This is a genomic window from Lacrimispora amygdalina (assembly GCF_900205965.1).
Classification (GTDB): domain Bacteria; phylum Bacillota; class Clostridia; order Lachnospirales; family Lachnospiraceae; genus Lacrimispora; species Lacrimispora amygdalina_A.
Map to the genome: position 1 here is coordinate 65,956 of NZ_OAOF01000006.1, position 20,411 is coordinate 86,366.

Below are 20,411 nucleotides of genomic sequence, written 5' to 3' on the forward strand. Positions count from 1 at the left end.
TTTTATGAGATTGACGTTCATCGGAGCGGCCCACGAGGTAACCGGAAGCTGTCATTATCTGGAAGCAGCAGGCTTAAGGATTCTTGTGGACTGCGGTATGGAGCAGGGGATTGATAAATTTGAGAATGTGAGTCTGCCTGTCAGCTATGCGCAGATTGATTATGTACTTCTGACTCACGCCCATATAGACCATGCTGGTTTGCTTCCTTTTATTTATGCCAGAGGCTTCAGGGGAAAGGTGATTTCCACGAATGCAACCGCGGATCTATGTGCAATAATGCTCAAAGACAGCGCCCACATTCAGGAGTCTGAAGCAGAATGGAAAAACCGGAAAGCCAGGCGCGCAGGTCTTCCGGAAGAAGAGCCCCTCTACGGAATGAATGATGCCATGGGTGTATTGGAGCTGTTCCGTTCCTATGACTATAATGAAAAAGTGGAACTGGGAGATGGCCTCACGATTCAATTTACTGATGTAGGTCATCTTCTTGGTTCCGCCTCCATTGAAACCTGGATCAGGGAAGAAAACTGCTCCAGGAAAATTGTTTTCTCAGGTGATATCGGCAATAAGAACAAGCCATTGATCCGTGATCCCCAATATATAAAGGATGCGGACTATGTAGTGATGGAATGTACTTATGGGGATCGTCTGCATGGGAAGATACCGGATCATGTAAGCATTCTTGCCGACATTGTTCAAAGGACACTGGACCGGGGAGGTAATGTGGTGATTCCTGCCTTTGCAGTGGGAAGAACCCAGGAACTGCTTTATATGTTCCGCCGGATTAAGTCTGAGAACAGGATTACCGGTCATGATGGATTTGAAGTATACGTTGACAGTCCTCTTGCAGTAGAGGCCACCCAGGTTTTTAAAGACAATCTGGTAGACTGCTATGATGAAGAGACCAGGAAACTGGTTATGAAGGGGATTAACCCCATTTCTTTCCCTGGATTAAAGCTTTCCGTAACAAGCGAGGAATCAAGAAACATCAATTTTAATTCAAAGCCCAAAGTAATTATATCGGCTGCAGGAATGTGCGACGCCGGACGGATCCGGCATCATTTAAAGCATAATCTGTGGCGCCCGGAGTGCACCATAGTCTTTACGGGCTATCAGTCCATAGGGACGCTTGGCAGAAGCCTGATCGATGGAAGCACCGATGTAAGGCTTTTTGGTGAAACCATTCAGGTGGAAGCTCATATTGAAAAAATGGATGGGATGAGTTCCCACGCCGATATGGAAGGATTGATTGCCTGGTTGAATGCATTTGAAGAAAAACCGAGGCAGGTATTTTTAGTTCATGGCGATGATCTGGTCTGCAGTTCCTTTGAGCAGCTATTAAAGAAGGAATATGGGTACGAGGTTCATGCGCCTTATTCCGGTTCCATATATGATCTTGCTCTCGGCAAATGGGTGGATGAGACCGAAGGAATCGCAGTTGTCAGGACACCGGAAACGGCTAAAAAACCTGTTGGTGTTTACGCCAGATTATTTGCAGCAGGAGAACGTCTCCTGCAGGTGATCCGTCATAATGAGGGCGGAGCCAATAAAGATCTTGCTAAATTTGCAGATCAGATTAATTCATTGTGTGATAAATGGGACAGATGAGAATAAGGAGAACATGAAAAATTGACAAAGGTACTTTTATTTACAGATGGAGCTGCGAGAGGAAATCCTGACGGACCGGGAGGTTACGGCGCGATCCTGCAGTTTACCGATTCCAAAGGGCAGCTCCATGAAAAATCCATGTCTGCAGGATATGTGAAAACTACAAATAACCGGATGGAGCTTATGGCAGCGATTGCAGGCCTGGAGGCTTTAACCAGACCCTGCCAGGTGGAGCTTTATTCGGATTCCAAATATCTGGTTGATGCATTTAACCAGCACTGGATTGATAATTGGGTGAAGAATGACTGGAAAAGGGGAAAGAGCGGTCCTGTAAAGAATGTGGATTTATGGGAGCGTCTTTTAAGAGCCAAAGAGATCCACCAGGTGACGTTTCACTGGGTAAAAGGACATGCCGGTCATCCAATGAATGAAAGGTGTGATGTTCTGGCAACCAGCGCAGCTGACGGACAGGATCTTCTAACCGATGAGGGTGTTTCCTAGAGTGGAAAGAGTGTGGTTAAAACTTACATATCTCTTACAAACTCTTACTAAATCCAGAATCCTATTTTCTTTCTTTTTTATTTGTGATATGGTAATTTCATTAAATCATGTTAGGATGAATGATCATGAATAGAAACAGAGGAATTTGGATTGTAATAGGAAGTATACTGGTCATAGGTATCTTAATGACCCTTGCTACCGTCAGCTTTGTAAAGGGAAAAGACAGCACAACGAATTCTTCCGTAGTTTCGGGATATTCCGAAGACAGCCAGCCATTAGAAGAAAAAGGAGGAAGCAATTCGGTCCGGCAGATCACTGCGGATATTATGATGCCAGAAGAGATACGGGAAAAATCAGATTCCGATGAGACAGTATCTCCTTTTGGTGCTGCACTTGCAGAAGACAGCAGTGACAGCGGGCAGCAGGATAACCATGAACCGCAGATGAAGCGTGCACGTTTACCGGAACCGGCTGAAAGCGATACGGCTCCAATGGAAGAAAGTGAATTCCAGTCACCAGACTCAGAGCCGGTAATTACCCCAATCACTCCGGATTCTAAAGCCAGAACGGCTCAGGCAGCTGTTCCCGCCGAAGGGGCGGATTATTACAAAAAGCAGTTAAAGGAGCTGGACGTCCAGATTAAAAAGATGCGGGACGATTCTGCAGATTCCAACACGTATTCCATGAAAGCCCTGGCGGACAAAGAGCTGAAGCTTTGGAACCGGGAACAAAATACGATATATGAAGCAGTTGCTGAAAACCTGTCTGATGACTCCAGGAGACAATTAGAGATTTCTCAGCAGGACTGGATTAAAGAAAGGGATATTAAAGCTGAGGAAGCGGCCAAAAAATACAGTGGAGGAACCATGGAAGAGCTGGAATATACAGCTTCCCTGGCTGAATCCACAAGGATAAGAGCCTACCAGCTGATCGATGATTACCAGGATTTTCTTAATCCATAAAATGATGAAAAAGTACGGTTTTTTGCCGTACTTTTTCTTATGCAGTAAAAAATTTACAAATGAATATCTTGCTAAATAAAATCCCTTGTGATAGGATAATAAAATGAGCGATATTATAATAACTTTCGGGAGGAAAAAATTATGACTGCATTATTTTCAAGTTTCCTTGGAACCGCTATAAAATTCCTGTTTTTCCTGCTTGTTTCATGGGGTGGAATTGTTTGCGGAAAGAAGTATAGAGATCATAAAGACGCCGCCAGTGCCGCAGCTGGTGGAAATGAGACAAAATAATAAACGGAGGACAGTAACGTGAACAACTACGGTGTGAATGAGCTAAGGAGAATGTACCTTGAATTCTTTGAGAGCAAAGGGCATTTAGCGATGAAAAGCTTCTCCCTGGTTCCACATAATGATAACAGCTTGTTATTGATCAACTCGGGTATGGCACCTCTGAAACCGTATTTTACAGGTCAGGAGTTACCTCCAAGCAAAAGGGTAACAACCTGCCAGAAGTGTATTAGAACCGGTGATATTGAGAATGTAGGCAAAACAGCCCGCCATGGCACTTTTTTTGAAATGCTTGGCAATTTTTCTTTTGGAGATTATTTTAAGAATGAAGCGATTCATTGGTCATGGGAATTTTTAACTGAGGTGATCGGGCTGGATCCGGACAGACTATATCCTTCTGTATATCTCGAGGATGATGAGGCTTTCGAAATATGGAATAAGGATATAGGAATTGCCCCGGAGCGCATATTCCGGATGGGCAAGGAGGACAACTTCTGGGAGCACGGAGCAGGTCCGTGCGGTCCATGTTCTGAGATTTATTACGACCGTGGTGAAAAATATGGCTGTAAAAAACCAGGCTGCACCGTAGGCTGTGACTGTGACCGTTACATGGAAATATGGAATAACGTATTTACACAGTTTGAGAACGACGGTCATGGCAACTATGCAGAGTTAAAGCAGAAGAATATAGATACAGGTATGGGACTGGAACGTCTTGCGGTGGTTGTGCAGGATGTGGATTCCCTTTTTGATGTGGATACCATTAAGGCACTGTTAAACCGTGTTGCAAAAATGGCTGATACGGAATATAAAAAAGATTCTGGGGTAGATGTGTCCCTTCGTCTCATAGCAGATCATATCCGCTCCTGCACCTTTATGATTTCCGATGGAATTATGCCATCCAATGAAGGCAGAGGATACGTTTTACGCAGGCTTTTAAGAAGAGCTGCCCGTCATGGAAGGCTGCTTGGGATTAAAGGAAAATTCCTTGCAGATTTATCCACAACGGTCATTGAACTGTCAAAGGATGGATATCCGGAGCTGGAAGAAAAGAAGGCTATGATTTTAAAGGTTCTCACTCAGGAAGAGGACAAGTTTGATAAGACCATTGATCAGGGACTTGCTATTTTAAGTGATCTGGAAGAGGATATGGTGAAAAAGGGCAGCAGGATTCTGCCTGGTGAGGATGCGTTTAAGCTGTATGATACCTACGGATTTCCTCTGGATTTAACTTTGGAAATTTTGGAAGAGAAACAGTTTGGTGTAGATGAAGAGGGCTTTAAGGCAGCCATGCAAAAACAGCGTGAGACAGCGAGAAACGCCAGAAAGACTACCAATTATATGGGCGCAGATGTTACCGTATATCAGTCCATTGATCCTGCACTTACTACAGAATTTACCGGCTATGACAGTTTGATCTGTGATACGGTAATCACTGCACTTACCAGCGAAACCGAGCTGGTTGAAGCCCTGGCAGACGGAGAGACCGGAACGATTGTTACGGAAAAAACTTCCTTCTATGCGACCATGGGCGGTCAGCAGGGTGATACCGGTATCATTATCTGTGATACCGGAGAATTTAAAGTAGAGGATACCATTCACCTTCAGGGAGGCAAGACCGGCCATGTGGGAAGAGTTGTAAAAGGTATGCTAAAGACCGGTGATCAGGTAACCTGTAAGGTTTATGAAAAGAACCGCCAGAATACAGGTAAAAACCACAGCGCTACCCATCTTCTCCAGAAGGCGTTAAGAACTGTGCTTGGAAACCATGTGGAGCAGGCTGGATCTTTCGTGGATGGAGAAAGACTGCGCTTCGATTTCACCCATTTTTCAGCATTAACTCCGGAAGAGATTTCCAGAGTTGAGACTCTTGTCAATGATAAAATCAAAGAATCACTTCCGGTTCAGACAGAAATCATGTCTCTGGAAGAGGCGAAAAAGTCCGGAGCCATGGCATTGTTCGGCGAGAAATATGGTGACAGTGTACGTGTAGTCCGTATGGGTGACTTTTCCACAGAGCTTTGCGGCGGTACTCATATTTCCAATACCGGAGCAATCGGATTCTTTAAGATCTTATCCGAAACCGGCATTGCCGCAGGTGTCCGCAGAATTGAGGCATTAACCGGTGACGGCTTAATGAATTATTATAAAGAGACAGAAGAAACTCTGCATGAGGCAGCAAAGACTGCAAAAACAACACCTGCTTCCCTGAATGCAAAGATAGAATCTCTTCTTGAAGAGATAAAGACTCTTCATTCAGAAAATGAGAAGTTAAAAAGTAAACTGGCCAATGATTCTCTTGGAAATGTTATGGACCAGGTAGTAGAAATAAAAGGTACAAAAGTTCTGGCTGTGAAAGTCATGGATGTGGATATGAACGGCCTGAGAAACTTAGGCGACCAGCTGAAAGAAAAACTGAAAGAGGGAGTGATTGTAATCGCTTCTGTTCAGGATGGAAAGGTCAATTTAATGGCTGCAGTAACGGATGAAGCTCAGAAAAGAGGAGCTCATGCAGGCAACTTAATTAAAGCGATTGCTTCCCTTGTTGGTGGCGGCGGCGGCGGACGTCCAAACATGGCTCAGGCAGGAGGCAAGAATCCGGCAGGAGTAGACGCATGCTTATCAAAAGTCGCTGAAGTAGTTGAGGAACAACTAATATAATTGCTGGAAAAATTGAAAAATAATATAATTTTTTCTTGACGTATGGCAAAATTATGCTATAATCATATCAGTGCTATAAAATACCCAAACAGTTGTATTATGCACAAGTACACAACTGGAGGGAGGTTAGGTGTGAGCTATGTCAAATGTAATCGTTAAAGACAACGAGAGCTTAGATAGCGCTTTACGCAGATTCAAAAGAAACTGTGCAAAAGCAGGTATCCAGCAGGAAATTCGTAAGAGAGAACATTACGAAAAGCCAAGCGTAAGACGTAAGAAAAAGTCTGAAGCTGCAAGAAAACGTAAATATAACTAATTCTTAAAAGATGAATCCCTGGTCTCTTTATGTGGCCAGGGGTTTTTTCGCCTTTTGATATGCTGTAGAATTTTCCCTGTCTTAATTGCATATAGTAGAAAAGAAGAAATCAGAGAGAGGCGAAAAAAGTTATGCTGGAGGAAACAAAAGTAAAAGCAGCTTCCGCCTTAAAGCTTCCAAAGGATGTGGTTCTCGGGGAAGTTCTTATATCGTTTCTGGGCCGTCACAGCGTAGTAATTGAAAATTACAGAAGTATTATTCTATATACAGACTGTTTGATCAAGCTCCAGGCAAAGAACTGCCGGGTGATTATTGGCGGCAGCCGTCTGATGATTGAGTATTACACCAATGAAGAGATGAAAATCAACGGTTACATTAAATCTCTGGAATTTGATTAAGCAGGGAATAATGGAGGTGTAATAACGTGCTTACATGGCTGAATCATCGTTTTTTCGGATATCTTTTTGTTGAAATGGCCGGTTTTTCTCCGGAACGTTTTTTGAATATGTGCAGTGTGCATGAAATTGAGGTCTGGGAAGTCATTCACTCCGGGCATACATATCGATTTTTTATGACTGTGCCGGGATTTCGTAAAATCAAACCCCTTGTCCGTAAATCGAAGGTCAGACTTAGAATTTTAAAAAAGTTTGGACTTCCTTTTTTTTTATACCGAAACAGAAGAAGAAAATACTATGCAGCTGGATTTTTATGTTTTCTAATGATACTTTATGCTCTTTCCCTGTTTATCTGGGATATTGAATTTGATGGAAATCAGATGTATACATATGACACTCTCTTAAAATTCTGTGAATCAGAGGAGATTCGTTATGGCATGAAAAAGTCTAAAATTAACTGTGATGTACTGGAGGAATCCTTAAGAACCCGTTTTCCGGAAATAACCTGGGTTTCGGCAAGAGTATCGGGAACCAGACTTCTGGTTAAGATAAAAGAGAATGAAGTGCTTTCCGAAATTCCGGTAAAGGATGACACTCCCTGTGATTTAATTGCCCAAAAGGATGGAACAATCACTTCCATGATTGTCCGAAGCGGAGTTCCCATGGTAAAGGTGGGAGATGAAGTGAGCGCAGGTCAGGTTCTGGTCAGTGGGACACTTCCTGTTATTGGAGACAGTGAAGAGATTATAAATACCCATTACGTTCACTCAGACGGGGATATTACTGCCAGAACAGAGTATCACTATAACAGAAAGATTCCCCTGTTTAAAACCATTGATGTGGAAACCGGAAGAGTAAGAAAAGGAAGGTATATAAAAGCGTTTCAGTTTTCCTTTCTTTTCATGAGGCCCAGACCGGATGGAACTGCATGGAAACAGACGATGGAAGAAAAGCAGCTTCATTTGTTTGAAAACTTTTATCTGCCAATCTATGTTGGGAAGATAACCGGGAACGAATATATTTCCTATGAACGTCCTTATACCAAGGAAGAAAAGAAAGAACTGGCAGATCAGATGAATCAGAGTTTCCAAAAAAAATTATTGGAAAAGGGGGTACAAATTCTGGAAAATCATGTTAAAATACTAGATAATGAATCTTTGTGCCAGATTTCCATGGATTATGTGACGGAGGAGCCCTTAGGCAGACAGGAAGCGCTGAAGATGCAGACAACAGAGGAACCGGAGGAGACGAATAATTCAAATGAGCGTAATTGAAACAATTATAGATATTCCAATTGAACACGAGAAAAATGTATGCGGACAGTTTGACAGCTACTTAAAAAAAATAGAACGTACCCTGCATGTTACCATGATTGCAAGGGATGGGGCTATTAAGATCATTGGTCCGGATCAGATGGTACAGAGAGCAAAAAGTGTATTCAGCAATCTGATTGAACTTTCCAGACGGGGGAATGTAATTGCAGAGCAGAATGTGGATTATGCTCTGTCACTTTCCTTTACGGAAAGCGACAGTCAGATACTTGAGATAGACAAGGATATTATCTGCAGAACTATAAATGGTAAGCCGGTGAAGCCAAAGACACTGGGACAGAAGCAGTATGTTGATCAGATCAGAAAGAAGATGGTAGTATTCGGGATCGGTCCTGCAGGAACCGGTAAGACTTATCTTGCCATGGCGATGGCAATTCAGGCGTTTAAAAACGGGGAAGTGAACCGGATTATTCTTACAAGACCTGCAATCGAAGCAGGAGAGAAGCTGGGATTTCTGCCGGGTGATCTGCAAAGTAAGATTGATCCTTATTTAAGACCGCTCTATGATGCGCTCTATCAGATTATGGGGGCTGAAAGCTATCTGCACAATGCAGAAAAAGGTCTGATTGAGGTGGCACCGCTGGCATATATGCGAGGCAGAACGCTGGATAATGCATTTATTATTCTGGATGAAGCCCAGAACACCACACCTGCCCAGATGAAGATGTTTTTAACCAGAATCGGGTTTGGCTCCAAGGTGATTGTTACCGGAGACATGACACAGAAGGATCTGCCTTCCGGAGCGGTATCGGGACTCGATATGGCCATGAGAATATTGAAGAAAATTGATGATATCAGCTTTTGCCAGTTGACCAGCAGCGATGTTGTCCGTCACCCTCTGGTTCAAAAAATTGTACAGGCTTATGATGAATTTGAGTCAAAGAAAAAACCAGCTGACCGGAAAAGAAAGGCACATTATGACGATTAATATAGAATATGAAGCGGCAAAAAAACTGAAAATCCCCTATGAAGAGATAATAACCGGTGTGGCAGAGGAAGCACTGGATTATGAAGACTGCCCCTATGAGGCAGAGATTAATGTGCTTCTTACCGATAACGAAGATATCCGCCAGATCAATCTGGAATACAGAAATATAGACAGCCCTACGGATGTGCTCTCCTTCCCGATGATTGAATATGAAACCCCATCAGATTTTGATCATCTGGAAGAGGAAGAGTATGATTCCTTTAACCCGGAGACAGGAGAGCTTCTTTTGGGAGATATTGTGGTTTCGGTTGATAAGGTGGAGGAACAGGCAGAGAAATATGGTCACTCTATGGAACGGGAACTGGCCTTTTTAATCGCTCACAGTATGCTGCATTTATGCGGCTATGATCATATGGAAGAGGATGAGCGTCTTGTTATGGAACAAAAGCAGGAAGAAATTTTAAGTCGGAGGGGATACGTAAGATGAAAAAAAGGGTATGGTATGGTTTTGCTGTAGGAATGCTGTCTGCCGCCTTGCTGGCTGGCTGCGGTAAAAAATACGAGGAAGTGGCTGTTACAAATCTTGAAACAGAATCTCAGAAAGAATCATCGACAGAAGAAATCCGAATTAACAGCAGTGCAGAAGAATCAACCGGTGAGGATCAGGAATCCGGTGAATACTATACCAGTGAAGAACGTATCGAAAAAGACGGTAAAATACGCAGCTATTTAACCGGAGAGATGGTGGAGGCTTCCATCGGAAACCGCAGGCCGGTAGCTGTGATGATGAGCAATGATAAGGAGGCACAGCCGCAGTACGGAATCAACCGTGCGGGAGTGGTATATGAAGCACCGGTAGAAGGCGGAATGAACCGGTACATGGCAATCATTGAAGATTATGATGATCTTTCAAGAATTGGTTCTGTCAGAAGCTGCCGTACATATTATACATATTTTGCCCGGGAATTTGATGCTGTCTATGCTCATTTCGGGCAAAGCACCTTTGCAAAGCCTTATTTATCCAATTTAGATCATATCAATGGCTTAGAGGGCATTGGTACGGTGGCGTATTATCGGTCTTCTGACCGGAAATCTCCTCATAATGCATATACCAGCGGGGAACGTTTAAACAAGTCTATAGAAAAGCTGGGATTTAAAAAGGAGTATAATCCGGATTACAAGGGGCATTATCTCTTTGCCAGAACCGGGCATGAGGTTACTTTAAAGAATGCGGATAGTGTCAAAGATGCTTACCGGGTTTACCCCGGTTACGTATATAATAAACCATGGTTTGAGTATCATGAGGACGATGGGCTGTATTACAGATTTCAGTACGGAAAGGCCCATAAGGGAGATGAAGGACAGATCAGAGTAAAGAATATTATTTTGCAGTATTGTCCTTCTGCTCATTATGCTACCACGGATTATTTAAACATCAATGTACACGATGATTCTTACGGAATGTATGTGACAGAGGGGCGGGCAATTCCGGTGAAATGGTCCAAGGAGGGAGAATTCGGTCCCACACATTATTACGATATGGAGAATAACGAGATCGTCCTGAACCAGGGAAAAACCTGGGTTTGCATCATATCAGCACAGGACTCTCCCAAAGTAGAAATATATGGAAAACAGTAGGACAAGCAGAAAATCAAAAAAAAAGGGGTCTTCTAACTTTCTTGTTCAGGGGATTATTCTTGCGGCTGCAGGTATTATTGTCCGTGTGATCGGAATGTTTTACCGAATTCCCCTTGCAGATATTTTAGGTGATGAAGGAAATGGATATTACAGTTCTGCCTTCTCAATTTACTCCATTTTATTGATAGTTTCTTCCTACAGCCTTCCCACTGCAGTTTCCAAGATGGTTGCCGTGAGGATGGCGAGGAGGGAATATATCAATTCCATGAAGGTACTGAAAGTATCGTTGTTTTATGGAACGGTAGTTGGAGGTCTGGGGGCTGCAGTGCTGTGGTTTGGAGCTGATATATTTGCAAATCAGTTTTTAAAGATGCCTTATACCAGCTATGCCTTAAAGACTCTGGCACCCACTGTCTGGATCATTGCTTATCTGGGTGTTTTCAGGGGGTACTTTCAGGGACTTGGGACGATGCTTCCAACGGCGGTATCCCAGATCTTTGAACAGATTATCAATGCGGTAATCAGCATTTATGCGGCTGCAATGCTGTTTCAGGAAGGGCTGCGTTCCAATGCACTTTACGGAGCAACCCAGTACTCCTATGCATTTGGTGCGGCCGGAGGTACCATAGGAACCGGTGCAGGAGCATTTGCAGGACTTTTGTTTCTTCTGTTTCTCATTTTCAGTTATCGTCCGATTATGAAAAGGCAGGCAAGAAGAGACCGTTCTGAATATTTTGAAACGTACCAAAGTCTGTCGGCAGTTTTAATCATGACTGTTCTGCCCATTGTGTTCAGCAGTGTTGCATATAATATCAGTATCGTGATTGATAACAGTATCTACGGAATCGGTATGTCTTCCATGGGTATGAGTGCCTCGGATATTGCCGCTAACTGGGGAATCTATTCTGGAAAATACCGGCTTCTTTTTAATATTCCGGTAGCAATTGCCAATTCCCTGTCCTCAGCTTTAATCCCTTCGCTGTCCCAGGCAGTGGCTGAAAGAAGCAGAACCCGGATCATCAGAAAAATTTCCATGGTAATTCGTTTTTCCATGATTATAGCAATTCCAGCCACGGTTGGGCTTACGGTACTTGCAGGACCGATCTGTAATCTGCTGTTTAGCAGAAATGATAATCAGTCTCTTATCAGGATGATGATATATGGCTCTTCTGCAGTCGTGTTTTTCTCTCTGTCAACTGTGACCAATGCGGTGCTTCAGGGGATTAACCATATGAAGACGCCTTTGAAGAATGCAATCATCTCCCTGGTGATTCATGTGGGGATCCTTTGGACCATGCTGTTTCCGCTTAAGATGGGGATATATGGAGTTTTATATTCCAATATTTTGTTTGCACTGACCATGTGCCTGCTCAACGGCCTCTCTATCAGAAGATTTTTATATTATCGTCAGGAGATTAAAAAGACATTCTTTCTGCCCACACTGGCAGCAGGAATCATGGGTGCCGTTTCTTATGGTGTCTATTTCCTGGTACATCTTGTTCTAAAACATAATGCAGCAGGCGTTTTGGCTGCCGTCGCAGCAGCAGTCCTTGTCTATGGCGTTTTACTGTTAAAATTCCGGTGCGTCGATGAAACGGAGTTAAACAGCTTCCCAGGAGGCAGAAAATTGGCAGGTTTTGCAAGAAAATACCATCTTTTGTGATTAAAATGTAAGAAGAAAGCAGATACTATACTTACGTGAAGGAGGTATCAACTCATGAAGAAGTATATGTTCTGCTTTCTGTTGTTTGTTGCTGCATCTGCGATTTGTCTTGGGATTGGCTTTGCCATAACAAAGGACAGTGTCAGACCGGAGGAAGCCCTTCCAGGGGCAACCATTGAAACCGAAACTGTGACAGAAGCGCAGATTGTGATAAATCAGGAAGAGGCAAAGCCTGCAAATGCTGAGAGCAAGGATAAATATTATCTGGTTTCAGAGGATGGGTATCTGCTCGTCCTCTACCAGGATAAAACTACCATTTGCCTGTATACTCATATGCCGGTTACTGATTTTCCTGAGGAAGAAAGGGGAAAACTGATGGATGGCATCTGGTTTTCCTCTATGGTGGAAGTATTTAATTATTTAGAATCCTATACAAGTTGAAAATATGATACAATTAGTCTGACTGAATGTGAGGAGGACAGGATGAAACAACAGATCATAATTATAGGGGCTGGAGCTTCTGGTCTGGCAGCGGGGATTTTTGCAGCCAGAGAGGGAGCTTCTGTTACAATTATGGAACATACAGCAAGGCCGGGTAAGAAGCTTCTTTCAACCGGCAATGGAAAGTGTAATATTACCAATCTGCAGCTCCCGTCAGGGGCTTACAGAGGAAATCAGCCGGATTTTGCATATCCGGCTCTCAATGCATTTACGGTCACCCAGACAATGGAGTTTTTCGAGGAACTGGGAATCGTTCTGACAGACAGGAACGGATATGTGTATCCTAATACCGGACAGGCTGCCACTGTTTTGGAGGCGATGCTTTTTGAGCTGGAGCGGCTGGGTGTCCGGATCATAACAGACTGCCATGTAAAAGCGGTTAAAAAAGATCTGACGGTTATTACGGAGAATGGGAAACAAAAAGGAGACAGGATCATTCTTGCAGCTGGCTCCATGGCAGCTCCAAAAACAGGTTCAGACGGAAGCGGTTACGTCCTGGCAGAAAGGCTTGGGCATCATATTGTAAAACCTCTGCCTGCCCTGGTTCAGCTTCGGTGCAGGGAAAAATGGTATAAACAGGCAGCAGGAGTACGGACCGATGCTTTGATAACACTTAAAATAGATGGTAATGCAGTAATCTCAGACAGAGGAGAACTTCAGATTACTGATTATGGAATTTCTGGTATTCCGGTTTTTCAAATCAGCAGGTATGCAGCCAGGGCGCTGGATGAAGGACACTCCGTTTTGGCACAGCTGGATTTTTTGCCTGAACTGCCATTTTCTGAGTTAGAAACACTTCTCTTTGAGAGGTACAAAAGGTTTGGATACAGACCTGCAGATGGTATTTTACATGGGGTAATCAATTCAAAACTGGTAAAGATTCTTTTAGAAGAAGCAGGTATTGACAGGGCAGTCCGGGTAAAAGATATGAAAGCCCGTGAGATTAAGAATTTAACCCGCTGCATAAAAGACTTAAAAACAGTAATCGTATCTACCAATACCTTTGACCAGGCGCAGGTGTGCAGCGGCGGTGTGGATACAAGAGAGGTGGATCCCGTTACTATGGAATCCAGGCTGGTAAAGGGACTTTATTTTTCAGGGGAGATCCTTGATGTAGACGGTATCTGCGGGGGTTATAATTTACAGTGGGCATGGTCCAGCGCAGTTATAGCAGGAATCCATGCAGGAAGAGGGATATCATGATCAGAATCAATCAATTAAAGCTGGCAGTGGATCATACGCAGGAAGATCTTCTGGCAAAAGCGGCTAAAACATTACGTATTCCGGTTGCTGCAATACAATCCGTTAAAATCATCAAACAATCGGTTGACGCCCGCAAAAAAGAGGAGATTCATTTCACCTATTCAGTTGATGTTGAGACGAACAATGAAGAATCAATCGTACATAAAGCGAAAAATACCAATGTCATATTGGCAGTAAAAAAGGAATATCAATTTCCAGACTCAGGTACGGTACCAATGACAAACCGTCCGGTTATCGTGGGCACAGGGCCAGCAGGACTGTTTTGCGGAATCATGCTTGCCAGAAGCGGTTACCGCCCGCTCCTTCTGGAACGGGGAGAGGATGTGGACAGCAGGCAGGTGGCAGTGGAAGCATTCTGGAACGGCAAATCCTTAAAAACAGACAGCAATGTGCAGTTTGGAGAAGGAGGAGCAGGTACCTTTTCTGATGGAAAATTAAATACCCTTGTCAAGGACCCGCTGATGCGTAACCGTAAGGTACTGGAGCTATTTGTGGAGTTCGGAGCAGACCCCTCGATTTTATATGTGAACAAGCCTCATATTGGTACCGATGTATTAAGCGGAATTGTAAAAAGGATGAGACAGGAGATCATACGTCTGGGAGGTGAGGTCCGCTTTAACAGCCTTGTGACGGATGTTTTGATCAGAGACTATAACATTTGTGCAATCCGGGTAAATGATGAGGAAGAGATCCCTGTGGATACCCTGATTCTGGCCATCGGGCACAGTGCAAGAGATACATTTCAGGTACTGGAACAAAAAGGGGTTCCGATGGAGGCCAAAGCGTTTGCCGTTGGACTCAGAATCCAGCACCCACAGGAAGAGATCAACCGTTCCCAGTATGGTCTGAGTGATCACCAGGTTCTTGGAGCAGCGGATTACAAGCTTACCCATCAATGTAAAAACGGCAGGGGAGTCTATACGTTTTGTATGTGCCCGGGCGGTTATGTTGTAAATGCTTCCTCCGAAGCAAAGCGTCTGGCAGTCAACGGGATGAGCTATCAGAAGCGGGATGGGATCAATGCAAACAGCGCGTTGATTGTTACGGTAACTCCAGAAGATTTTGGAGGGAATTCCCCTCTTGCTGGGATCGCTTATCAAAGGAAGCTGGAAGAGGCTGCATATACACAGGGAAAGGGAAGTATCCCCGTACAGCTTTACGGTGATTTTAAGAACAACTGCAGTTCAGGCTCATTTGGAGACGTAAAGCCGGCTTTCAAAGGCAGCTATGAATTTACGAATCTAAGGGGAATAGTTCCAGATTATATATCGGACTCCATCATCGAAGGCGTTGAGGCATTTGAAAGGAAAATACGCGGCTTTCGCAGGCAGGATGCCATACTGGCAGGTGTGGAAAGCAGAACTTCCTCTCCAGTCAGGATAACCAGAGATGAATCATTGGAAAGCAGGATCAAAGGACTTTATCCCTGCGGGGAAGGTGCAGGCTATGCAGGAGGCATCACGTCAGCCGCCATGGATGGGATAAAAGTGGCGGAGGCAATTGCCAGCCGCTATAAAAGCTTTTCTTTCTAAAATTGACGTATTTTTAAAAATGTTGTAAGATATGAGATAAAAAGTAGTTTAGAAAGCGGATGATGAAGATGAACATTGATGAACGCATGAAACTGAAGGATAAAAAACGAATTGTGATCAAAATAGGCTCCTCTTCCTTAACCCATTTGCACACCGGAGACTTGAATCTGATGAAGATAGAAAAGCTGATCCGGGTAATCTGTGATTTAAAAGGACAGGGAAAGGAAGTAGTATTGGTTTCTTCCGGTGCGATTGCAGCTGGCCGGCAGGCACTTGGCCGTCACACAAGGCCGGTCACCATATCGGAGAAACAGGCCTTTGCTGCAGTGGGCCAGGCCAGGCTCATGATGGTGTATCAGAAGCTGTTTGCAGAATACAACCAGATAGCGGCCCAGGTGCTTCTTACGAAGAATACAATGGTAAGTGAAAACAGCCGGTTTAACGCCCAGAACACCTTTGATGAGCTTTTAAAGCTGGGAACCATACCGGTTGTCAATGAAAACGACACCGTATCTACTTCAGAGATTCCCCTGGTTGACAATTTTGGTGACAATGACAGGCTTTCGGCAGTAGTGGCGGCCTTAATCGGAGCAGACCTTCTCATCCTGTTATCAGATATTGACGGTTTGTATTCAGACGACCCGAAGCAGAACTCAGATGCCAGGTTTATCAGTCTGGTGAGAGAAATCACACCGGAACTGATGGAGATGGGGAAATCCACATCCGGCAGTGATGTGGGAACCGGAGGTATGTCAGCTAAACTGGCGGCTGCGCGGATCGCAACGGACAGTGGATCTGATATGGTGATCGCCAATGGTGACCATGTAGAAATTATCAGCCAGATTTTAGAGGGACAGGAAAAGGGAACAATGTTTCTGGCTCACCCCAATCACGATTTCGATTTAATGACCTATATTAATTACGAGTATTAAGGAGACAGATATGAATCAGGATAAGATCGACCGGATTAACACACTTTATCATAAGTCAAAAGCCACAGGACTTTCAGAGGAAGAGAAGGCGGAACAGGCGGCTTTAAGAAAAGAGTATATTGAAGCCATACGAAACAGCTTAAGAGGAAACCTAAACAATATATCCATTCAGGAAGACGACGGATCGGTTACGGATCTGGGGAAAAAGTATGGAAACGTCAAAGAAGAATGAGATCCGTAACTGGGTAAAGGAACAAAGGTGCAGGCTTTCCGTTTCATCAGAGGCACAATGGGATGAGGCAATCTGTGAAAAGCTCCTGGAGCTTGAGGAGATAAAAAAGGCTTATTGTATTTACTGTTATGCCTCCATGTGTCATGAAGCCGGAACCTGGAAATTTATGGAATTTATGTTTAACCTGGGCAAATGCATTGCTGTTCCCAAAGTATCAGGAAAAGACATGGATTTTTATGTGATTAAAGGGAGATGCGATCTGGAAGAAGGTACCATGGGAATTATGGAACCAAAGGTCTCCTGCATAAAAATCCATGATACGGATGCTCCTGTCATCGTGCCAGGCATTGCTTTTGATAAAAAAAGGAACCGGCTTGGGTATGGCGGCGGATATTATGACAGGTTTTTTGAACAGGAACCCTGTCACAGAAGGATCGCCATTGCCTATGATTTCCAGATATTTGACCGGATCCCTTCGGACCCTCATGACAGGGCAGTAGATATGATTATTGTTCCTTAAAGAAAGGATGGCTCTAATGACGATAATTGAGATTGGCAAAAAGGCGAAAGAAATAACCGGATTATTAGGAACCCTTGGTTCTGCAAAAAAAAATGAAGGCCTGAAAGCGGCAGCGGCAGCTCTGCTGGACGGAGAAGAGGAAATTCTCTCTGCCAATCAGGACGATGTAATCAAAGCGACTGCAGCAGGAATGAGCCAGGGACTGATTGACAGGCTGGAGCTGACTCCCAAACGGATTGAGGACATGGCACAGGGGCTATTGGCGGTAGCGGCTTTAGAGGATCCGGTAGGGGAAGTGCTTTCGATGAAGGTTCGGCCAAACGGTCTTACCATTGGGCAGAAAAGGGTTCCTCTTGGCGTCGTAGGGATTATATACGAGGCCAGACCCAATGTGACGGCTGATGCTTTCGGCTTATGCTTCAAATCCGGTAATGCAGTGATTCTAAAAGGTGGAAGCGATGCGCTGGAGTCCAATAAGGCGATTGTCAAATGGTTAAGAACGGGGCTTTCCCGCGCAGGCCTGCCGGAAGACGCACTTTTACTTATTACAGATACAGACAGAGAAAAAACAAAGGAATTTATGCGTCTTCGTGAATATGTGGATGTATTGATCCCAAGAGGCGGAGCTGGACTTATAAAAAGTGTGGTTGATAACAGTACCATACCGGTCATTGAGACTGGTACGGGTAACTGCCATATCTTTGTAGATGAATCGGCAGACTTTGATATGGCACTGGATATCATCTTTAATGCCAAAACCCAGAGAATCGGGGTATGTAATGCCTGTGAATCTATTGTGGTCCACCGGGCTGTTGCAGCCGGTTTCCTTCCGCTTTTACATCAGCGTCTTATCACAAAATCCGTTGAGGTTCGTGCCGATGAAGAAGCATGCAGGCTTGTACCGGATTTTGTACCGGCAACGGAGCAAGACTGGGGTACGGAGTACTTAGACTATATTGTTTCATTAAAGCTGGTTGATTCGGTTGAGGAAGCCATTGACCATATTAACCGGTATAATACCGGGCATTCCGAAGCCATCATCACATCGAATTATGAACATGCGCAAAAATTTCTCAATGAAATCGATGCCGCCGCTGTTTATGTGAATGCATCTACCCGGTTTACGGATGGTTTTGAGTTCGGTTTTGGAGCTGAGATCGGAATCAGCACGCAGAAACTTCACGCCAGAGGACCTATGGGCTTAAAGGAACTGACTACGACAAAATATATCATCTATGGAAACGGGCAGATTCGTCCGTAATTATAGTGTCATTGTTTGACAATTGTCTCAATGTGTGATAAAATACCGCCATATGAAATGAAAGGGGTGAAAGGATGAAGAAATAATTCTTGTAAAGTAACTGCATAATGAAATCAGGATATTTTTATCTTTTTTTATTGTGCCTGTTTTTGCAAGAATATTACTTCATTCTCAAGCCTTTTTTTGTGCCCGGAAATAGACTCCATTTGCAAGAGAGCGGCTGTGAGAATTATGATTCTTGCAGCCGTTTTATATGCAGTAATTTATTTTCTGCAGGATATGGAGGGATATTTATGTCATTGATTCAGGTTACAGATCTTTCATTCACTTACGAAGGCAGCAGTGATCCGGTATTTGAACACGTTACATTTCAGCTGGATACAGACTGGAAGCTTGGTTTTACAGGAAGAAACGGGCGGGGAAAGACTACATTTTTAAATCTTCTCAGGAATCGGCTGGAATATACGGGAAGTATCGTATCCAGTGTAACCTTTGATTACTTTCCTTATGAGGTCGAAGATCAGGAAGCACAGACGCTTGATATTGTGAATTCTATTCTTATCGACTGTCCGTATTGGGAATTAAAAAGAGAACTGACTAAGCTGCAGGTTTTTGAGGATGTGCTTTACCGCCCTTACAATACTCTGTCTAACGGGGAGCGGACAAAGGTTTTACTGGCGGCTTTATTTTTGCATGAGGGCAGTTTTCTTCTCATTGATGAGCCAACCAATCATCTGGACAGAGAAGGAAGGAAATTGGTCAGTCAGTATTTAAACAGCAAAAAAGGCTTTATACTGGTATCTCATGACCGTAAATTTTTAGATGATTCGGTAGATCATATATTGTCAATTAACCGCGCTGATATTGAAGTTCAAAAAGGGAATTTTTCTGCCTGGTATGAAAACCGGCAGAGAAAGGATCAGTATGAGCTATCGGAAAATGAACGTTTGAAAAAGGATATCCGCCATCTGGAAGCATCAGCCAGACAATCGGGAGAATGGGCGGATAAAGTGGAAGCAACAAAGATTGGCAAAAAATCCATGATATATGAAACGTCCATTGATACCCGGGCCTATGTGGGTGAGAAGTCGAGACGTATGCAGATGCGCAGAAAAAATTTAGAGCGCAGACAGAATCAGGCAATTGAAGACAAAAGAGGACTGTTAAAAAATATAGAGGAAGCAGAAGATTTAAAGCTTTATCCATTAAAGCATCATTCCGGCAGACTTCTTGCATTAAAGGATGTTGTACCGTATTATGGGAGCCCGGTGTGCGATCCGGTCAGTTTAATTCTGGAGCAGGGGCAGCGGGTATCCCTGCAGGGAAGGAACGGCAGCGGTAAAACAACGATTCTTAAACTGATATTAGGTGATAAAGACCTGGAACGATCCATTGCTTACCAGGGGACGATTGAGGCGGCAAGCGGGCTGAAGATTTCCTACGTTTCCCAGGACACTTCTTTTTTAAAGGGGAGCCTGACAGAATACGGCAGGCAGTACGGCGTGGAAGATTCCTTGTTTAAAGCGCTGTTAAGAAAACTGGATTTTTCCAGGGAGCAGTTTCAAAAACCTTTGGAAACATTCAGCGAGGGACAAAAGAAAAAAGTTCTCATTGCACGTAGTTTGTGTGAGCAGGCTCACCTTTATATATGGGATGAACCATTAAATTTTATTGATATTTACTCCAGAATCCAGATTGAAAACCTGATTCGGAAGTTCCAGCCCTCTATGCTGTTTGTGGAGCATGATGAGTTTTTCACACAGAATGTGGGAGCCAGGATCGTTACAGTCCGCGCACTGCAAAGTTGACATTTTATGGTGTTTCATGTAAAATGCTTTTGATAAAGGGAATAAAAAACAGATTGAATGAAAGGGATTTTTC

General features: G+C 43.8%; 20 protein-coding genes. All 20 read left to right on the plus strand.

Annotation, left to right across the window (positions count from 1 at the left end):
- Positions 1-4: 4 nt before the first annotated feature.
- The 20 genes from CRO04_RS10165 to abc-f all read left to right on the plus strand — a co-directional run bounded on the left by CRO04_RS10165 (position 5) and on the right by abc-f (position 20,338).
- On the plus strand, positions 5-1,606 hold the full coding sequence (locus tag CRO04_RS10165; RefSeq protein ID WP_097004135.1) for an MBL fold metallo-hydrolase RNA specificity domain-containing protein: 1,602 nt from the start codon (positions 5-7) through the stop codon (positions 1,604-1,606).
- Positions 1,607-1,627: 21 nt separating this feature from the next.
- Entirely contained in the window at positions 1,628-2,107 is a 480-nt protein-coding gene (gene rnhA / locus CRO04_RS10170) for a ribonuclease HI (RefSeq protein WP_097004136.1), read from the plus strand.
- Between the two features lie 125 nt (positions 2,108-2,232).
- On the plus strand, positions 2,233-3,069 hold the full coding sequence (locus CRO04_RS10175) for a lysozyme inhibitor LprI family protein (RefSeq protein WP_166432520.1): 837 nt from the start codon (positions 2,233-2,235) through the stop codon (positions 3,067-3,069).
- Between the two features lie 141 nt (positions 3,070-3,210).
- A complete protein-coding gene (locus CRO04_RS26205; protein ID WP_166432521.1) occupies positions 3,211-3,360 on the plus strand; it encodes a hypothetical protein in 150 nt (49 codons plus the stop codon).
- A 51-nt stretch (positions 3,361-3,411) separates the two neighbouring features.
- On the plus strand, positions 3,412-6,018 hold the full coding sequence (gene alaS / locus CRO04_RS10180) for an alanine--tRNA ligase (protein WP_242974424.1): 2,607 nt from the start codon (positions 3,412-3,414) through the stop codon (positions 6,016-6,018).
- 139 nt (positions 6,019-6,157) lie between these two features.
- Complete coding sequence (gene rpsU / locus CRO04_RS10185) at positions 6,158-6,334, plus strand: 30S ribosomal protein S21 (protein WP_003504099.1); 177 nt, start codon at positions 6,158-6,160, stop codon at positions 6,332-6,334.
- 131 nt (positions 6,335-6,465) lie between these two features.
- Positions 6,466-6,732: a YabP/YqfC family sporulation protein gene (locus CRO04_RS10190; protein ID WP_097004139.1), complete on the plus strand. Its 267-nt coding sequence runs from the start codon at positions 6,466-6,468 to the stop codon at positions 6,730-6,732.
- Positions 6,733-6,758: 26 nt separating this feature from the next.
- Entirely contained in the window at positions 6,759-8,003 is a 1,245-nt protein-coding gene (gene yqfD / locus CRO04_RS10195; protein ID WP_097004140.1) for a sporulation protein YqfD, read from the plus strand.
- Positions 7,990-8,988, plus strand: a complete 999-nt coding sequence (locus CRO04_RS10200) for a PhoH family protein (protein ID WP_097004141.1) — start codon at positions 7,990-7,992, stop codon at positions 8,986-8,988. Before yqfD ends, CRO04_RS10200 begins: the two co-directional genes overlap by 14 nt.
- Entirely contained in the window at positions 8,978-9,475 is a 498-nt protein-coding gene (gene ybeY / locus CRO04_RS10205; protein WP_097004142.1) for an rRNA maturation RNase YbeY, read from the plus strand. Before CRO04_RS10200 ends, ybeY begins: the two co-directional genes overlap by 11 nt.
- On the plus strand, positions 9,472-10,626 hold the full coding sequence (locus tag CRO04_RS10210) for a DUF3048 domain-containing protein (protein WP_097004143.1): 1,155 nt from the start codon (positions 9,472-9,474) through the stop codon (positions 10,624-10,626). The genes ybeY and CRO04_RS10210 overlap by 4 nt, the downstream gene beginning before the upstream one ends.
- Positions 10,613-12,289 (plus strand): putative polysaccharide biosynthesis protein, encoded by a 1,677-nt coding sequence (locus CRO04_RS10215; protein WP_097004144.1) that lies wholly within the window; start codon positions 10,613-10,615, stop codon positions 12,287-12,289. Before CRO04_RS10210 ends, CRO04_RS10215 begins: the two co-directional genes overlap by 14 nt.
- A 54-nt stretch (positions 12,290-12,343) precedes the next feature.
- A complete protein-coding gene (locus CRO04_RS10220; RefSeq protein WP_097004145.1) occupies positions 12,344-12,730 on the plus strand; it encodes a hypothetical protein in 387 nt (128 codons plus the stop codon).
- 42 nt (positions 12,731-12,772) lie between these two features.
- The gene (locus tag CRO04_RS10225; RefSeq protein WP_097004146.1) at positions 12,773-13,993 is read left to right on the plus strand and encodes an NAD(P)/FAD-dependent oxidoreductase; all 1,221 of its coding nucleotides are present in this window, start codon (positions 12,773-12,775) and stop codon (positions 13,991-13,993) included.
- The gene (locus tag CRO04_RS10230; protein WP_097004147.1) at positions 13,990-15,585 is read left to right on the plus strand and encodes an NAD(P)/FAD-dependent oxidoreductase; all 1,596 of its coding nucleotides are present in this window, start codon (positions 13,990-13,992) and stop codon (positions 15,583-15,585) included. The genes CRO04_RS10225 and CRO04_RS10230 overlap by 4 nt, the downstream gene beginning before the upstream one ends.
- Positions 15,586-15,653: 68 nt before the next feature.
- Positions 15,654-16,517: a glutamate 5-kinase gene (gene proB / locus CRO04_RS10235; RefSeq protein ID WP_097004316.1), complete on the plus strand. Its 864-nt coding sequence runs from the start codon at positions 15,654-15,656 to the stop codon at positions 16,515-16,517.
- 10 nt (positions 16,518-16,527) lie between these two features.
- Entirely contained in the window at positions 16,528-16,749 is a 222-nt protein-coding gene (locus CRO04_RS10240; RefSeq protein ID WP_097004148.1) for a DUF896 domain-containing protein, read from the plus strand.
- Positions 16,727-17,269 carry a 5-formyltetrahydrofolate cyclo-ligase gene (locus CRO04_RS10245; RefSeq protein WP_097004149.1) on the plus strand — a complete coding sequence of 181 codons (543 nt, stop codon included), beginning with the start codon at positions 16,727-16,729 and terminating at the stop codon, positions 17,267-17,269. The genes CRO04_RS10240 and CRO04_RS10245 overlap by 23 nt, the downstream gene beginning before the upstream one ends.
- A 16-nt stretch (positions 17,270-17,285) precedes the next feature.
- Complete coding sequence (locus CRO04_RS10250) at positions 17,286-18,530, plus strand: glutamate-5-semialdehyde dehydrogenase (RefSeq protein WP_097004150.1); 1,245 nt, start codon at positions 17,286-17,288, stop codon at positions 18,528-18,530.
- Positions 18,531-18,823: 293 nt separating this feature from the next.
- Complete coding sequence (abc-f, locus tag CRO04_RS10255) at positions 18,824-20,338, plus strand: ribosomal protection-like ABC-F family protein (RefSeq protein WP_097004151.1); 1,515 nt, start codon at positions 18,824-18,826, stop codon at positions 20,336-20,338.
- The last annotated feature ends 73 nt before the right edge of the window (positions 20,339-20,411 follow it).

What these genes read in the sequence shown, in the direction of transcription:
- abc-f (WP_097004151.1), top strand. Translation starts at nt 18,824, where the DNA reads ATGTCATTGATTCAGGTTACAGATCTTTCATTCACTTACGAAGGCAGC.
- CRO04_RS10240 (WP_097004148.1), top strand. Translation starts at nt 16,528, where the DNA reads ATGAATCAGGATAAGATCGACCGGATTAACACACTTTATCATAAGTCA.
- CRO04_RS10200 (WP_097004141.1), top strand. Translation starts at nt 7,990, where the DNA reads ATGAGCGTAATTGAAACAATTATAGATATTCCAATTGAACACGAGAAA.
- CRO04_RS10220 (WP_097004145.1), top strand. Translation starts at nt 12,344, where the DNA reads ATGAAGAAGTATATGTTCTGCTTTCTGTTGTTTGTTGCTGCATCTGCG.
- CRO04_RS10230 (WP_097004147.1), top strand. Translation starts at nt 13,990, where the DNA reads ATGATCAGAATCAATCAATTAAAGCTGGCAGTGGATCATACGCAGGAA.
- CRO04_RS10215 (WP_097004144.1), top strand. Translation starts at nt 10,613, where the DNA reads ATGGAAAACAGTAGGACAAGCAGAAAATCAAAAAAAAAGGGGTCTTCT.
- rpsU (WP_003504099.1), top strand. Translation starts at nt 6,158, where the DNA reads ATGTCAAATGTAATCGTTAAAGACAACGAGAGCTTAGATAGCGCTTTA.
- CRO04_RS26205 (WP_166432521.1), top strand. Translation starts at nt 3,211, where the DNA reads ATGACTGCATTATTTTCAAGTTTCCTTGGAACCGCTATAAAATTCCTG.
- CRO04_RS10165 (WP_097004135.1), top strand. Translation starts at nt 5, where the DNA reads ATGAGATTGACGTTCATCGGAGCGGCCCACGAGGTAACCGGAAGCTGT.
- proB (WP_097004316.1), top strand. Translation starts at nt 15,654, where the DNA reads ATGAACATTGATGAACGCATGAAACTGAAGGATAAAAAACGAATTGTG.
- CRO04_RS10245 (WP_097004149.1), top strand. Translation starts at nt 16,727, where the DNA reads ATGGAAACGTCAAAGAAGAATGAGATCCGTAACTGGGTAAAGGAACAA.
- CRO04_RS10175 (WP_166432520.1), top strand. Translation starts at nt 2,233, where the DNA reads ATGAATAGAAACAGAGGAATTTGGATTGTAATAGGAAGTATACTGGTC.
- CRO04_RS10210 (WP_097004143.1), top strand. Translation starts at nt 9,472, where the DNA reads ATGAAAAAAAGGGTATGGTATGGTTTTGCTGTAGGAATGCTGTCTGCC.
- ybeY (WP_097004142.1), top strand. Translation starts at nt 8,978, where the DNA reads ATGACGATTAATATAGAATATGAAGCGGCAAAAAAACTGAAAATCCCC.
- CRO04_RS10190 (WP_097004139.1), top strand. Translation starts at nt 6,466, where the DNA reads ATGCTGGAGGAAACAAAAGTAAAAGCAGCTTCCGCCTTAAAGCTTCCA.
- alaS (WP_242974424.1), top strand. Translation starts at nt 3,412, where the DNA reads ATGTACCTTGAATTCTTTGAGAGCAAAGGGCATTTAGCGATGAAAAGC.
- CRO04_RS10250 (WP_097004150.1), top strand. Translation starts at nt 17,286, where the DNA reads ATGACGATAATTGAGATTGGCAAAAAGGCGAAAGAAATAACCGGATTA.
- CRO04_RS10225 (WP_097004146.1), top strand. Translation starts at nt 12,773, where the DNA reads ATGAAACAACAGATCATAATTATAGGGGCTGGAGCTTCTGGTCTGGCA.